A 15,060-nucleotide genomic window follows, 5' to 3' on the forward strand; every position below is an offset into this window, starting at 1 on the left:
AAAAATATGGTGTTATTCAATAGTTAGGTTGGGTTTTCTCGCTCGGAAAAGCTATAAAATAAAAATTTTCATCATAGTAAGTTTATTTTTAGATAATCAGCTGCTTTTTCATATAAAAAAGCATTTTTTCCAGTTCAACGTTTACCTGATGTATGTCTCCAATTTCAATCCTATGTAGTACATCATCCACCTGATAACAAGCAAAAGCTCTTCTAAGGCCAATTAAATCGTTGAGGATGTCTTGTTCTTGTTGGCTAAGCTGCCGATTCCTTTTGTACCCTGCCATAAAGGCGTTAAAATATATGTCTCCCATCTTCTCTGAATCATCATCTACCCGCTCTGCTGCATAGGATAAAAAGGCTCCTTCACCTGCAAAATGACCGACAAAAACATCGGTACCCGCTAGATGAAAATCGATAACATTACACAAGTTGCCATCATCATCTACAAGCAAATTATTCAAAGAAAAGTCTCCTTGTACTGCTCCGCAAGGAAGTTGAGACCAACGCTCTTTCAATTTTTTCCGTTTCTTTTCATATAGGGCGTATAGTTCTTCATACAGCGTTCGGTTTGCTCCGCTCTTTTGCAGCGCCACTTTCAATGTATGAGCATCTTGAGCAAGCTCATCATTTGAGCCAAACATACTCCACGGACTTTCGGAAGAAAAATGGATAATCGTTTCTGTAGCGATGTGATGCATCTTGCCAAGCCACTCTCCCGCTTGGCCTATAAGATTTATATCAAGATGCTCCAGCTCTCTTCCAGGCATCCACTCTTCCACTACAGCAAAAGCCTCTTGTCCTTTCCAGGATAACGTCATGTAAGGCAGTGTGTCCTCTTTATACAGCCGTTTGGGAACACTTAGCCCAGCCTGTGAAAACATTTTACATAAACGTGCCTGACCCACAAGATCTTCTTTTGTGGTATACGAATTGGAAAGGATTCTTACAGCAAAAGCCTGTCCGTCAGCCGTTGTCGCTTTGTATATGATTCGTACATCATCCTCTTCATCAACATGCTGTATCAAGTCCGTTCTCACAAATGGAAGGATCTGAAAATATTCTTGAATTTTCGCAAGCATTGTCTTCACTACCTATCTTTTACTTTCTTGTTTGAAATACGAAATAACAATATGTTGGTTTCCTTTTTTAGTGTGCATTTTGATATAGCAAGGAGGTGTGTCGTTGCAAAGTTGTGTCTTATTAGATTTATATTGTAATTAATCGGAAAAAGTTTAGGTTGATTTAAGGAAATTTAATCCATATGTAGTAGAAACATTAACAAACCCCAATATTCACCTTAACGAATATATTAAAGCAATACTGTACACAAAATGGGTTATCGACTGGAGCCTTAAGGATGGATTTCCAAGGCCGACTGCTAAAAAGCAGCATAAAAGTATAAAGAGACTTTCTCAATAGTCCAGTAGCCGATCCGGTTTACCCAGATCGGCTACTTATTTTACAGTACATATCGTCGAACAAGAGTGTTGATTATCCAGTATAATCCAAAGTAGATCGCCACCATACCGTGCCCCAAACGGGCGTCGGTTCGTCTCCCGCCCCGAGAGGCCCAGATGTTTTGCCGGTCCGGCCCTGGCGCCAAAAAGCGGCTGTGTCTCTTCCTTGTGAGAAAAAGACGAGGGAACACACCGACGCGTGCATCTTTTCTTTCACCTTATGGATAATCAACAGGCGTGATTGTCGAACATTATCCATTACGCATGCAAAACATTATAGCTTCTTCACTACCTTATCAATTAAGCCGTATTCCTTCGCTTCTTCCGCCAGCATAAAATTATCGCGATCCGTATCCTTTTCCACCTTTTCAAACGGTTGACCAGTGCAGTCAGCTATAATTTTATTGAATATTTCCCGCGTTTTTATAATGCGTTCCGCATGAATCATAATATCGGTCGCCTGCCCTCTCGTTCCCCCTAAAGGTTGGTGGATCATTATTTCAGAGTTCGGCAGGGCAAGACGTTTGCCCGGTGCTCCGGCAATGAGCAGGATAGCGCCCATCGAGGCAGCCATGCCCACACAAATCGTAGAAACATCCGGTTTAATGTATTGCATTGTATCATAAATCGCCATCCCGGCTGTTGTGGAGCCGCCAGGGGAATTAATATACAAGTGAATATCCTTTTCCGCGTCCTCTGCAGTTAAAAAAAGTAGCTGGGCCACAATAGAATTGGCCACCTGATCATTAATCTCACTGCCTAAAAAGATAATGCGATCCTTCAGTAGCCTTGAATAAATATCATACGATCGCTCACCGCGGTTCGTTTGTTCAATAACAACAGGAATCGTACTCATAATCATCCTCCTTAATAAAAAATGATGACCCCATCCTACGCAACAGCCAGAAACATTGTCGGCGTATTTCTGGCATACGTTTGCTTTATAAGCAACACAATTTTTTCCGGTTGGTATTTGGCAAGTATTTGTCTGTAATCCTCAATGGTTCCCTCATAAGTTTTTTCTTCGGCATAAGATAATCCGCTGTCCCTTAAAAGTTTCAATTTTGCCCGCGCCCTGTTCAATGCTGCCTTCACTGCCCCCTCCGTCATATCAAGCATCTCGGCGGTTTCAGCGGCTGTAAACTTAAATGCTTCGGCAAGAAGAAGCACAGCTTGCTGCCTTACAGGAAGATGGTGGACAATCACGTTCAACGCTTCTTTTACTTCCTCTCCACGCTCTTCATTTTCTTGTGCAATGGTATGAATATCAATCCCATTATCAAGAATGACCTTTTGTTTTCGCTGTTTGTCAATCCAGGTATTTGATGCAATACGAAATAAAAATGCTTTAGGATTGGAATGGGTTCCCTGCTTCGTAAGCGCGACAAACGCTTTTAGCCATGTTTCCTGCATAAGATCTTCAGCTTCCCATGAAGATCTTGTAATAGCTAAGCAATACCGCCTTAGTACGTCAGAATAAGATTTGACTATTTTATTAAACTGTTCATCCAAATCCTCTTTTACCAAATGTACCGTTGCTTTAAGTGACAAGGACACTCCCTCCTTTATTGTATAAACGTCATTATTTATCGAAAAGATACGGTTTTTATACCCCATTTTAAAAAACTAATAGTCTGCCGAGATATTTTCGACAGACTATTAGTTTTGAATTCTACTATGACAGCTTCCGAATTAGCCTTGGTAGCCACTCCTCCAGACGACTGAATACAAAGCCCGCCTTTTGTGCCTTGCGATTATCCATATACCATGAACGCTCTACCCCGTAGGGTGACATATCAACCTTATCAGCCTGTGTCTGCACAATTGCTTGCTTACCGGTCGCTTCTTCGATAAGAGCCACTAGCTTACGCAGCGTAATCGTTCCAGAAGAGCATGCATTTATCGGTCCTTCTATCCCGCTTTCCCACGCCCATACCAGAAATCTCGCTGCTTCCTCTGCCAGGATAAAGCTCATAACCGCTTCAGGGTTCGGTAAGCCAATGGTACGCTCCTGCTTAATATGTTCGATATGAAACATGAGGCGCTTTGTATAGTCGTCCTCCCCCATTACGATCGGAAAACGAACCGCCACTACCGGAAATTCAGCTTTTTGAAAGAAGACCGCTTCAGCCTGTCGCTTTCCTTCATCATAAGGGAAATCGAAACGGCTTCCAATGCGGATTGGATGAACATAAGGATTCACTTTTTCCTCTGGTTGCGCTTCTTCATCATATGGATAGACTGATAGTGAGGAAGTGAAAATATAACGATTGGCTTTACCACGAAAGACTTCACAAGCATCTAACGCATCTTCGGAGGCATAGCAAATCTGGTCATACACAGCATCCCAGTGACCAGCATCTGCTATCCTTTGGAGCGATGCTCTGTCGTAGCGATCCATAACTAACCGATTCACCCGTTCGTCAAACGGGACAGGCGTTTTCCCACGTGTTGCTATCGTTACATTTATCCCTTTATCGAGTAGCATCTCTACTAGATGCTTACCAAAAAATCGGGTCCCACCCATTACTAGCACGTTTTTCATACTGCGCCCCCTCATTTCCCTGGATAGATTATTGCGATATATATTCCAAATCCGCCTGCGTCATGACACCCTCAAGCCATTCCTTCTCTTCTACTGCCTGTTCATGGGATGGTTCCAGCTTTAAGCATTCATTATACATTTCGATCGCTTGCTCTGCCTCCCCTTTCAACCGATACACATTTGCCAATCCATAATACGCTTCGGCCTGCCTGGAAAGTGCCAAACAACACCGGAATGCCTCCTCCGAATGTTCGAGCCATTCCAGATTCATAAAAATAAACCCAGCCATTTTGAGGAAATGCGGATCGTCCGACAATTCGGTAAGCAGCCGCTCTGACAATTCGCCTGCTTCCTCCAAATATATACGGAACTTTTCCGCTTTTCCTTCTTCATGTTCCCAATATTTCTCGTATAACGTTGAGGCTAATTGCGCGGCACACAACGCATCCCAACGGACTCCCAAACCTTTGCGAAGCCACGCAATCGCATCGTCACGCATCTCCGACTTCTCCAGAAAATCGCTGTACCATAAATAAGCTTTCATATTTTCCCGATTGTATTCGATCGCTTCCTCATACAGCATGGAAATTCGAATGTATCCTCTGCTTTCATGCAGGAATTTCCTGCATCCGTTCAGCAGTTTTCCCATAAATCCGGCTGCTTTTCGATTCGCAAACACTTCGTGCTCATCCAGTTGACGCCTTTCTATTCTTTCAGCATAATGAAGCATCAATATGCTTTTCTCTTCTTTCGAAACCGGAAGTTCCTCTACCATGCGGGAAGCATGTGAGCCTCGCTTCGTCTGATATAACAAATCAGCAAGTACGCCAGCCAGCAATCGGCTCTGCGGCTGCTTGACCAAATATTCCAGAAGACAATCTTCTGCTTCCTTATTTTTTTGCTGGGCGAGCAGAAAAGAAACCCAACGCTTCTGAACTTCTTCATCTTGCGGTACGTCTTTCAGTACAGCGTGGTAACACATTTCCGCTTGTTCTACTTCTCCCGCCTTTTCATAAACGATAGCTAACGCTTGTAAACGCCATGCTTCCGGAACTTCATCCTGCCACTCTTCCAATTGTTGTATGATATTTTGCAAATCCGTTTTTTCTTCCACCAAAGAGAGCAGATGTGTGAACTCTTCATCCAAATTTTCGAATCGTTTCGGCAGGCGGCAGAACACTTCAAGCCATCTTTTTCGCTCTTCCTCTTTGTCCCCCTGCTCGCCTGCAATCATTGCCAGACGTTCATACGCCACAGTGAAATCAGGATCCATCTTTAGACAAGTGCGATAATAAGAGGCGGCTTCCTCTTTATCTCCAGTATGCAACGCTACCTCTCCTAGGCGATAGACCGGAAATGTATTGGTGTCGGTATCGTCCCATTCACGCGCCTTGCAAAAGCACTTGACCGCTTCTTCTATATCGCCGTTATCCTCGTATAAACAACCGATATAGCAAAGAAGATCCGTATCTTCACCTGCACGTTTCAGCAATTCCTCAAGCACATCGATCCCTTGGTGATAATACGCCGTTCCCTGGAGACAACGTACCATCATCTCGACTGCCGCTTCACGATTTGCGGGCGGTGCTGCCAATACTCCCCGAGTCAATAATCCGACTGCCCATTCACGCTCCGGTTCCATATCCCAGAGCAATTGACCCGCATGACAGAGGAAATAGGCCTCTTCCGCAAAATAGGTTTCACCTTGTTGAAGAATAGGCGGAATCTCTTTCTCTCTTTCGAGCGCATACAAAATGCGCGCCATCATAATGTACGCGTATGAATCTTCGTCAGGTTCGTTTTGAATACAAGAATTAAAAGCAACTTCGGCTTCTTCATACCGCTCTGCACGATATAATATATCCCCTTTTACCATAAGCAGCATGGTATGTCCGGGAAGCTGTCGCAGGCCTTCCTCCAAAATTTCTAACGCTCGTTCAATATCCTGGTGTTCATATTCATAAATTCCGGCTTGTTCCCTGTAGGACAGAGGCACATCCGGGTCCTGGCGCTGCGCTTCCGCAAAGCAGGATAGCGCTAATTCATGTTCCCCTCTTTCTTTATGGCATTTTCCTTTCTCATACCATACACGTCCATAACCCGGAGACAATCGTGTAAGCTTTGTGTACAATGCCAAAGCACGGCCATACTCCTCTTTCTCCATCAACAGTGCACCATGGTTCAACAATGTAAAAGGTGTAATGCTGTTAATTTCCAGCGAGGTATGGGAGTAACGAAGCGCATCCTCCAGGTCATTTCTATAAAACGATGTCATGGCAAGAAACGACCACATCGCATAGTTCGTTGCATCATAGGAAAGGGCTTGATGTAGGCAGAACTCGGCTTTCTCATACTCTTCTTTATAATAGTGAACACGTCCCTTAGCAAACCAGTAGGAATCCCGATAACGCGGAGACGTTATACTATCCAGCATTGCCTCCGCCTTTTCATATTCGTTCACTTGAATAAATGCCTGTGCTGAAATTAAAAGAAAGTATTCTTCATTCGAATATCGCTCCAGCAAGTCTTTCACTGCGCCATCAATCAATTCTTTGTCGGCAAAGAACCCCGCCTGCCTTACTACTTGAATAAGGTTATATGGTTGATGAAGACCTCTGGTTATGCTCTGCTTTAGCTTCTCTATTTCTTCATCTGGACGACATTCTTCCAAAGCTTTAGCAAACCGATCCACTGTTATGAATGCTTCGTGCTCATCTTCAGGCAAAAATGAAAAGTCAACTTCCTCTCCCTGTGGAATAACAGCTAGGGAAAGATAGTGTTCGTAAGCATATCTTTTCGCAAATCCTTCATAGGAAACATACTGCACCTGGAGCATTCCAGGGTCCTGAATAAGCAAACTTTTGCGCTCATCATCATATCCTCGAATAATCTGTACATGCGAACTGTCCGGGTACGAAATACTTACCATGACCGGAATGTCCATATCAACAAGTCTGCGGTATCGCTCCACTGTGCCAACGAAGTATCTGCCAGTAAGTCCTAAACGCTTCATATATTCCACGGCTTTGTAAATCTTTGTTCCATCTCCATCAAATATGTGCGCCGCTACTTCGTCCTGATGAACATGGACATTCCAGCGTTTTGCTATCATCTCTACACATGTTGGAACACAGTAATTATATTTCTGTACGACAGGTTGCAGCATAATCTCATTACGTGTCTTGTCTGCCCCATCCTTTGTATTTTCAGCCGTGCAGGCGACCTCCGACTGTTCTCTATGTAATACAGCAGCGAAATACCCTTGATATTCATGATGTGGTGTAACCTCGTTCATACGCTGGCTATATTCAGCAAATGCCCCCATATCTCCCTTAACTTCCGCAAACTTTATCCTCTCCCGCAAAAGCCATGGATGCTCGGGATACAGCATAAGCGCTTCTTCCAGTGTTGCTTCAGCCTTCCCTTCCTCGCCACGATTTCCATACAAACGGCACAGCATCAAATGATAGGCAAAGTCGTCCTTCTCCTTCTCCATCCCTTCATGAAACAGCTCCTCCGCCTTACGCCATTTGCCTGTATAGAAATACAGGATGCCACGGTGATACAGCATTCGTCTTTCTCCAAGACTCTCAGCATGTGCTAGATGCAGGGAGGCGCTTTTGAAACGGCGCATTTCCATCATTACACGTGCTAGTACCAGATGTGCGCTACGTTTAATCGTATCCTCAAGATTCTCCTCTCCAAGAACGGAAACCAAATGGGATTCCGCCTTCGTCCAGCGCCCTTCTCCACCTAACGTCTCGGCGTACCAGATGCGGCTCTGCGGGGTTCGCAGCCGATGATACGCAAACCGTTCCATGAATGATTCATAGCGAAACATGCAGCCCTCATGGGCGATTTTCATAGCAATCCGGTACTCTTCCTCCGTCTGTAGTCGCCCGATAAGTGAAACTGCAGTCCTATAGAGCGATTTTTCCTTACGTGTATTATCAATCCACCCGGTAAAATGCGCAAAACATTCCCTATATTTTTTTTCTTCAAGCATAGCCTGCAACTCGCGGATTTTAATCAATACAATTCGATCCTCCAAATCTTGTATTCTATTGATTTAAGAATAATACAAATGTCCCGCTTATCACCTGCATCTTATTTCCTTTTTCTACCGGTATTTTGGTCTCATTACATAAAGATTATTTCTTTGGTGGCCCGGTACTCACTCGGAGCAAGTCCGGCATATTTCCTAAAAATGCAGCTAAAGTAATTTGGCGTATTAAAACCAAGCTCTTCTGCGATTTGCTCGATCGTACGATTCGTATGCCGCAGCAGCCACACTGCCTGCTGCATTCGTACGAATGTCACATAATACACAAAGCTTCTTCCTGTTTCTTTTTTGAAAAAACGGCTAAAGTAAGGAGCGCTTAGATTAATCTGTGCCGCCACCTGTGTAGCAGATAAGTCCTCCGTATAATGCTCGCCGATATAAGCAATGCATTTCTGTAGTTGTTCATCCTTCGTCAATTCCTCATAGTAACGAAGTGACAGCCGCTCATATGGTGGAGTTCGCCTTGCTTTTCTGGCCTCCCGATAAGAATGGTGCAAAAGCAACGGCTCCCGGTACACAGAACCGACACCAATATATAGATAGATGCCGTACCTTTCCTCCAGTTTTTCGATAACATGTAGCATGCTTTCATGCCCTTCCTTCCAGTAACGCAAGGAAGAGCAGGGTGATGGAACACGGAACAACATAACCATATGCTTGCGGTAGGGCAGAAAAAATAAATGAGGAACAAAAGAGGAAAATTGTTCTGCAAAATATTTTTGAATGATAGCTGGTGCTTCCCAGCCCTCATTTTCCTCTCGCTCAGGAAAGCGAACAAACCCCTGAATAAAACAGACGATATTCGGAACTGCTTCGCCTGGCAGAAAAGGTCGAGTCTGAATAATTTCTTGTTCTGTAGAGATTTCCCCGCGTAAAAGACGGCGTAAAAACGCTTCCCGAAAAGGACCGTCTTCTCTTTCAACCGCTCCTTCTATCTGGATTTGTTCATAAATATCTTTATAATTGAATGCCCCATCCCCTTTGCTGGATAGCGATTCAATCGCTCTTTTTATGTTTCTCATAAACAAATTTCTTTTTATTGGGTAAACCAGCATAGATTGTAGTTTAAGCTCGATGGCAAGCGGTGATGTATGCAACCATTCGGGTGGAATAAGCGGAAAAACTCGGCATTCTTTATTTCTTTTCCGAATACGATGGATGCGTATCCAATCGAACAAACCACGAATTTCTATAACTAAAATATGAGGTAAGCAATTTAGCTCCTCTTTTTCTATAAATACACATTTACACGGGTACTCTTCCTGAATCCAGGTCTTCAGCCTTGCTTTCTCACGTTCATTTTTCATTACGAATTGAATGCTGTACAATTTCCGTTCTCTCCTTTTACTCGGTATCCACGCATTTCTATTTACTTTTTTTTACACTAATTATAACGAAAATAATTAGAATAGGACAAATTTTTATATATTTTAGACAATTTTCTGTAAGGTATTTGTCCATATTGTGAAGTACAATCAAAAAAAATCCTTTACGCCGCCCTATAAGGAGGGGAATTGGAAAGCGGCATTATAGAGAAAAATATATTTAAAGAGCTTGTTCAAAAAGGGGGAAAACATATGGCGAATGAGTATTCTGAATATGATTATGTCGCTGCAGGCACGATTGATGTGAGCGAGCTTCCACCACTAGACACTGAAACCGAAAAAATCATGAAAGACGAGTTCTCCACAGGTTTTAAATTAAGTCTGTTTTATTATGCATTCATTTTTGCCATTCCGATTCTGAACTGGTTCGCTCCCGACTTTATGTTCTCTCGCATGTGGGGAGGCATGACCTATGCCTGGTTTTCTACCGGTATCATCGCGATGGCCATGGCATTCATCATTGCCTATGTTCATACTGCTCTGTATGAAAAACGCATACAAAAATATCAAAACAACAGCTCCCCGCTTGATAAATCTGAAGGGAGGAACATCGGATGATGCAATCACTGCTCGAACCTAAAATGATAATGACTATTATTTTAATGGGAACGATCGTATACATTACGTATTTAACTAAACGGAGCGCGACAGCATCCGACTACTTCGTTGGCGGACGAAGCTTCGGATGGTTCACTAATGGTTCTGCCATTGGAGGAGACTATCTGAGCGCTGCTACATTTCTTGGAATAGCCGGACTTACCTTCCAGCTTGGTTATGATGGTGCATATTATGCGTTCTGCTTCTCGATTGGTTTAACCCTGCTTGCGATTTTCGTTGCCGGTCCGCTTCGCCGTTTCGGTGCGTATACGGTGGCCGACTTTCTCGCTTATCGCTTCCACAGCAAACGCGCACGTCTGGCAGCAGTAGCGGTTGTTCTAGCTATCTCCGGCTTCTATGCCGCCCCACAGCTTCTCGGCGCCGCACAAATCCTGAGCATGTTCTTTGGGACAAGCTATGAATTCGGTATTATTTTCACTTGTACGGTTATGATCTTTTACGTTGGCATCGGTGGCATGAAAGGCACAACACTAAATCAGGCACTGGAGCTATGGATTCGCCTAGGTGCATTTATTCTGATGGTTGCGGCTGCTATCTACGGGGGGCTGCATTATGAAAAAATTCTGGCTGCCATCAGTGAATTCAAAGGCTCTATCGGTGGTACGGCACAATACGCGACAGACGCCAAGGATGTAGAATTCGACGGCACATCATGGACTGGTACAGGAAATTACTTTCCAACATTCTGGCAAACCGTATCCATGACAATCGGTCTTTCTCTTGGAACAATTGGCCTGCCTCATATCCTGCTACGCTTCTACACGAATCCGAGCGCGAAAGCAGCTCGCAAATCAGCACTTATGGCCATTGCAATTGCAAGCGTTTTCTTTTTCTTTGCTGTATATCTGGGAGCCGTAGGCCGTTCCATTTTCTTAAGCGGTGCGGCAGAACCCCAAGTTATGAAGGACCTGGTTTCAGGGGGCAACAACATGGTGGTACCGTCAACGGCACAAGCCCTCGGAGGAGAATGGTTGCTCGGTCTCGTTATCGCCGGTGCATTTGCAGCGATTTTCTCCAATCTATCGGGTCTGTTTATCGCAAGCTCCGGTGCACTGGCACATGATTTGTATGCTACATTCGTCCGTAAAAATAACATAAGCGAACGCGAGCGGGTTATTGCAGGTAAAGTTTCCATTGTCATTCTTGGTATTCTTTACGGCATACTGGGGCTGATGGTTAAGACAGCCTCTATCGGACACCTTGTAGCTCTTGCCTTTACTGTAGCAGCCAGCACATTTACGCCGATTTTCATTCTGGGAATCTGGTGGAGAGGCATGACGGAGAAGGGAGCCATCGCTGGCTTAATCATTGGTCTTGTCGTGTCCATGTACATGATATTCTTTTCTTCTACCCTACCGGAATTCTTGCAATTTAAAATCCCGGGTTTAATCACGGTACCGATTGGCTTCCTCTCTGTCTATATTGTATCAAAGCTTGATCGTAAAGTACCTGCAGATGTTAACGATTTCATGAGAAAAGTCCATTCTAAAGAATCTGAAGCAGCATAACTTTGCACGGTTTATTGATTTTTTGTTTCCCAAGACAAAAAAATAATAGATAATGAAAGAAAAGCTAGGCGTTCCCTGCCTGGCTTTTCTAATATATAAGAAGTCGAGGGATACATGATGAAGCTTACCTTCTTCGCTGAACAAGGGATCGTCCAAACCGGCGGCGAAACAATTACGCTATTGCCAAAAGAACATGCCCTGCTTTATTATTTGTATCGCCATGCGAATCAGCTATGCACCCGTGAACAACTGCTAAATGCTGTATGGCCGATGGAATATCCGACAGACAGAACCGTGGACGACCATATTTATCGGCTACGCAAAAAACTAAAGCGCTGGATACACATTGTATCCATTCAAACCGTTCGAGGGCAAGGATACCGACTCATCTTCAACACTTCCTTCCCTATTAATCCACTAACTAAAGACAATGAGATTACCGCCAGCTACACCGCTCTACTAGATAAATATCATCTATTCGGCCAGGGAGAAGCTATGCAGGTGCTTGCCGCAAATCAATCCGCTTTAGGATTTCGCGTTGCTGAGGAGAAACAGCTGTACCTGGAAGCAGTGAAGGGAAATTTCTCCTTCTTCCTCCGCCCTGATCTCTCTTTTAAACAAAAGGGTTTCTATCTGCTTTTTCTCTATTGGCATATTCAACCTAACTCAGAAAAAGCATTGGAATATATTAAAAAGGCTTCAGCCAGACAGGTCCTTCCTCCATTATGGCATGAAGAAATGAAGTTTAATATCATCGACCTTTACATCGAAACAAAACGTTTTATGCAAGCAAGACAGGCTTTGAACCGATACGAACAACAAATATGCGAACCAGATATGCAGGGCTTTCGTCTTTTCTTCTATAATAAAAAGCTACTTTTATCTGTACTAGAAAAAAATCATGCAGAAGCACAGAAATGGATTCAGCATATTGAGCAGCTGCTTCCCTCTCATCCCTATTTGCGTGAGAAAGGACTATTTCTTGTTATTAAAGGCTTATGGTTGCTTAGTCAAAAGCGCTTCTCAAAAGCCGACACATCGATCGAAGAAGGTCTATTTGCACTTCAAACTTCCCGATTTATTCCCCATCTCATTTATGGAGCACGCCTGCTTCGCTATTTTTCGAGTCCATTGATTACGGAACATCCCGAAGTCACGGCACGCTACGGACAAACCTGGGAGGAATTATCCGAGCTATACGCCTTTTCCTTTCTTGAACAAAGGATTCGCCAACAGCTTGACCACTTTCTCTGACAATGCTCTGACAATCTCCGTTTAGGATGAATGTATACTATCATCAAACGGAGGTTGCTTATGCATGTCTCAACTACAAACCATGTGCCAACTTCTCCCTGGAAAAATTCAAGGCTCCTGTATGCTCTTCTCGCTCATCTGCTCTCTAGCCTTGGAGATTGGCTTGATTTTATCGCTTTACTAACTCTATTTACTTATATATGGCAAGCTGAACCGTTGCTTATCTCGATGCTACCTGTTGCTTACGCGTTTCCAGGCATTTTATTGAGCCAGATCGCAGGAGTCTGGGTAGACCGCTGGCAGCCAAAGCGTGTACTCATCTGCACGGATGCCCTTCGTAGCAGTTGCACATTGCTTTTACTTTTTGTACCAACACCATACTTGATATTATCCGTACTGCTGCTTCGTTCGTCTATTGGTACATTTCATCTGCCTGCTCAACAATCCATCATTCGTAGAATTGTTTCTGAAAACCAGCTACTGGAAGCCACTGCTCTTGTTGGTACATTGTCCCAACTGACAAAAATTATTGGACCGATGCTGGGCGCCTTTATGCTAACCCTAACATCGTCCTACAAGCTTTGTCTGCTTTTAACGACCTTTTGTCTTGCTGCTTCTGCTTTACTTCTTGCATTTCTTCCTTCGGACATTTCGCATTCTGACGAAAGCAACAAAAAACGAGCAACTTTCCGCATGGACTGGACGGAAGGCTGGCATACAATTCTCGGCAATCGAATGTTGATCACCTGCCTGATATTCTCTTTTTCTGTTACAACGATAATACAAATTGTTGATATTCAAATAGGTGTTCTACTTCGAGAAATAAAACCATTACAGCAAGAACTTCCCGGATGGATTATCTCAGCAATCGGGCTTGGAGCGGTTTGCAGCACCGCATTTTTCTCACGCATAAAACAGAGCATTTCCTATTTCGCCCTCCTATGTGCAGGTGCATTGCTAACGGGATTAGCTGTACTTTTTCTCGGATTACTGAATGCAACCACACCGCTGTTTTATTTTCTTCTTATCGGTATGCTATGCGGAGCAGGCACCGGTCTTTCTTTCGTAGGGGTACAATTCTCGATTCAGAAAGAAACGCCCTCCGGTGCTATTGGCCGAGTATATGGAATTTATCATTCCATCCTTAATTTTTTACTTATTGCCGCTCCCCTAACGGGCGGCTGGCTGGTAAAAAAACATGGAGTAGATCATTTATTTCTCGCCTGCGGCTTTTTCGCGACACTGCTCGGTGTTTCCGGCTTCTTTCTACGGAAACGGCTCGTAGCGACAAAAGAACACTTAATAAAATAAAGGAGGGGAGAGAACATGTTCTCTCCTGTGAACAGTTACTGTTTACTTCTGAACCATGTACTTGCGCGGGTTTTCTTCGGTCTTTCCGGGTGAGTCGGGTCATACAACCATTTTCTTTGCACCGTCACGAACGCCAGCACAATCCCGATGAGAACCAGTAGCCAACCCAAGCGGTTCACCTCCTGGTTATAATGTGCCCTTTGTTTCTGTAAGCTTCCCGGACAAGTTTTTGCTGATAAAGGAAAAAAGCTGTCCTTTTGCAAAACGCATGACAGCTTTTTTCCTTTATTAATGGTTTTCCAGTTCTTTCAACTCGGACAAGGCAACCGTTTTCCGATCCGTTGGATTTTCCATCGTATGTATTCTTGCAGTTTTACTTTGTTCGTCTACAGAGTCTATCCATATTGGAACACCCTCGAACCCGACATCAATTTTTTCGTGGGATTGTAGAATTTCTTGTGCACGTTTCGTTTCCATAGCCATCACCTCAATAAAAAATTTCGCAAGGAATGTATTTCTGTTCTTATCCCGCCTTAACGGGCAGCGGGAGATGAAGCCCCCACTGAGTGAAGTCTCACTTTATGTTTTGCCAATGAACAGAAATCTATACCTTCTTAGAAGGAGCAGGCTCCGACTCAGCCGATAGCAATAAGTCACCTATTGTAGAAAAAACGTAATTCGGAGAAATCGGATGATTTTCTAAAGCATCGCGACTTGTAACGCCTGTAAGCACTAAAGCGGTCTTTATCCCGCTGTTCAATCCAAGCAGAATGTCCGTTTCTAAGCGATCACCAATCATAAGCACACATACCATTCCGATTACATGATCTGATGTATATAATATATACATAAAACTCCCTTACCTGACTGCTCAGATAAGGGAGTTCATTTATTACACTCTGAAAACTGAATCAGAA

13 protein-coding genes are annotated in these 15,060 nt (G+C 43.7%); 4 read left to right on the forward strand and 9 right to left on the reverse strand.

The features are described 5' to 3' along the window. Window positions 1-88: 88 nt before the first annotated feature. The 6 genes from HMPREF0083_RS09980 to HMPREF0083_RS10005 all read right to left on the reverse strand — a co-directional run bounded on the left by HMPREF0083_RS09980 (window position 89) and on the right by HMPREF0083_RS10005 (window position 9,395). Complete coding sequence (locus HMPREF0083_RS09980; RefSeq protein WP_021621172.1) at window positions 89-1,081, reverse strand: phosphotransferase enzyme family protein; 993 nt, start codon at window positions 1,079-1,081, stop codon at window positions 89-91. A 652-nt stretch (window positions 1,082-1,733) separates the two neighbouring features. Beyond that, window positions 1,734-2,315 (reverse strand): ATP-dependent Clp endopeptidase proteolytic subunit ClpP, encoded by a 582-nt coding sequence (clpP, locus tag HMPREF0083_RS09985; protein WP_040302299.1) that lies wholly within the window; start codon window positions 2,313-2,315, stop codon window positions 1,734-1,736. A 35-nt stretch (window positions 2,316-2,350) separates the two neighbouring features. Next, window positions 2,351-3,010, reverse strand: coding sequence for an RNA polymerase sigma factor (locus tag HMPREF0083_RS09990; RefSeq protein ID WP_051354610.1), 660 nt, complete (start codon window positions 3,008-3,010; stop codon window positions 2,351-2,353). 124 nt (window positions 3,011-3,134) lie between these two features. Then, window positions 3,135-4,004: an NAD-dependent epimerase/dehydratase family protein gene (locus tag HMPREF0083_RS09995; RefSeq protein WP_021621176.1), complete on the reverse strand. Its 870-nt coding sequence runs from the start codon at window positions 4,002-4,004 to the stop codon at window positions 3,135-3,137. Window positions 4,005-4,032: 28 nt separating this feature from the next. Then, on the reverse strand, window positions 4,033-8,037 hold the full coding sequence (locus tag HMPREF0083_RS10000) for a tetratricopeptide repeat protein (RefSeq protein ID WP_040302300.1): 4,005 nt from the start codon (window positions 8,035-8,037) through the stop codon (window positions 4,033-4,035). A gap of 107 nt (window positions 8,038-8,144) precedes the next feature. Beyond that, a complete protein-coding gene (locus tag HMPREF0083_RS10005) occupies window positions 8,145-9,395 on the reverse strand; it encodes a helix-turn-helix domain-containing protein (protein ID WP_051354611.1) in 1,251 nt (416 codons plus the stop codon). 249 nt (window positions 9,396-9,644) lie between these two features. Between HMPREF0083_RS10005 and HMPREF0083_RS10010 the strand changes: the two genes are divergently transcribed. The 4 genes from HMPREF0083_RS10010 (at window position 9,645) to HMPREF0083_RS10025 (ending at window position 14,143) form a co-directional block, all read left to right on the forward strand. Further along, the gene (locus HMPREF0083_RS10010; RefSeq protein ID WP_040302303.1) at window positions 9,645-10,010 is read left to right on the forward strand and encodes a DUF485 domain-containing protein; all 366 of its coding nucleotides are present in this window, start codon (window positions 9,645-9,647) and stop codon (window positions 10,008-10,010) included. Further along, on the forward strand, window positions 10,007-11,578 hold the full coding sequence (locus HMPREF0083_RS10015) for a sodium/solute symporter (RefSeq protein ID WP_021621180.1): 1,572 nt from the start codon (window positions 10,007-10,009) through the stop codon (window positions 11,576-11,578). Before HMPREF0083_RS10010 ends, HMPREF0083_RS10015 begins: the two co-directional genes overlap by 4 nt. Before the next feature lie 114 nt (window positions 11,579-11,692). Further along, a complete protein-coding gene (locus HMPREF0083_RS10020; protein WP_021621181.1) occupies window positions 11,693-12,832 on the forward strand; it encodes a winged helix-turn-helix domain-containing protein in 1,140 nt (379 codons plus the stop codon). Between the two features lie 60 nt (window positions 12,833-12,892). Next, window positions 12,893-14,143, forward strand: coding sequence for an MFS transporter (locus tag HMPREF0083_RS10025; protein ID WP_051354612.1), 1,251 nt, complete (start codon window positions 12,893-12,895; stop codon window positions 14,141-14,143). Window positions 14,144-14,178: 35 nt separating this feature from the next. Here the strand turns inward: HMPREF0083_RS10025 and HMPREF0083_RS29740 are convergent, their stop codons facing one another. The 3 genes from HMPREF0083_RS29740 to HMPREF0083_RS10035 form a co-directional block, all read right to left on the reverse strand. After that, window positions 14,179-14,313 (reverse strand): hypothetical protein, encoded by a 135-nt coding sequence (locus HMPREF0083_RS29740; protein WP_021621183.1) that lies wholly within the window; start codon window positions 14,311-14,313, stop codon window positions 14,179-14,181. 118 nt (window positions 14,314-14,431) lie between these two features. Continuing rightward, window positions 14,432-14,620 carry an H-type small acid-soluble spore protein gene (locus HMPREF0083_RS10030; protein WP_040302301.1) on the reverse strand — a complete coding sequence of 63 codons (189 nt, stop codon included), beginning with the start codon at window positions 14,618-14,620 and terminating at the stop codon, window positions 14,432-14,434. A 127-nt stretch (window positions 14,621-14,747) separates the two neighbouring features. After that, on the reverse strand, window positions 14,748-14,993 hold the full coding sequence (locus HMPREF0083_RS10035; protein ID WP_021621185.1) for an HAD hydrolase-like protein: 246 nt from the start codon (window positions 14,991-14,993) through the stop codon (window positions 14,748-14,750). Window positions 14,994-15,060 lie beyond the last annotated feature (67 nt).

Origin of the sequence: Aneurinibacillus aneurinilyticus ATCC 12856 (genome assembly GCF_000466385.1) — a bacterium.
In the GTDB taxonomy this organism is placed as follows: Bacteria; Bacillota; Bacilli; order Aneurinibacillales; family Aneurinibacillaceae; genus Aneurinibacillus; species Aneurinibacillus aneurinilyticus.

Excerpts from the sequence above, each read along its gene's own strand:
- HMPREF0083_RS09980 (WP_021621172.1), bottom strand. The coding sequence starts at position 1,081 with ATGCTTGCGAAAATTCAAGAATATTTTCAGATCCTTCCATTTGTGAGA.
- clpP (WP_040302299.1), bottom strand. The coding sequence starts at position 2,315 with ATGAGTACGATTCCTGTTGTTATTGAACAAACGAACCGCGGTGAGCGA.
- HMPREF0083_RS09995 (WP_021621176.1), bottom strand. The coding sequence starts at position 4,004 with ATGAAAAACGTGCTAGTAATGGGTGGGACCCGATTTTTTGGTAAGCAT.
- HMPREF0083_RS10010 (WP_040302303.1), top strand. The coding sequence starts at position 9,645 with ATGGCGAATGAGTATTCTGAATATGATTATGTCGCTGCAGGCACGATT.
- HMPREF0083_RS10015 (WP_021621180.1), top strand. The coding sequence starts at position 10,007 with ATGATGCAATCACTGCTCGAACCTAAAATGATAATGACTATTATTTTA.
- HMPREF0083_RS10020 (WP_021621181.1), top strand. The coding sequence starts at position 11,693 with ATGATGAAGCTTACCTTCTTCGCTGAACAAGGGATCGTCCAAACCGGC.
- HMPREF0083_RS10025 (WP_051354612.1), top strand. The coding sequence starts at position 12,893 with ATGCATGTCTCAACTACAAACCATGTGCCAACTTCTCCCTGGAAAAAT.
- HMPREF0083_RS10030 (WP_040302301.1), bottom strand. The coding sequence starts at position 14,620 with ATGGAAACGAAACGTGCACAAGAAATTCTACAATCCCACGAAAAAATT.
- HMPREF0083_RS10035 (WP_021621185.1), bottom strand. The coding sequence starts at position 14,993 with ATGTATATATTATATACATCAGATCATGTAATCGGAATGGTATGTGTG.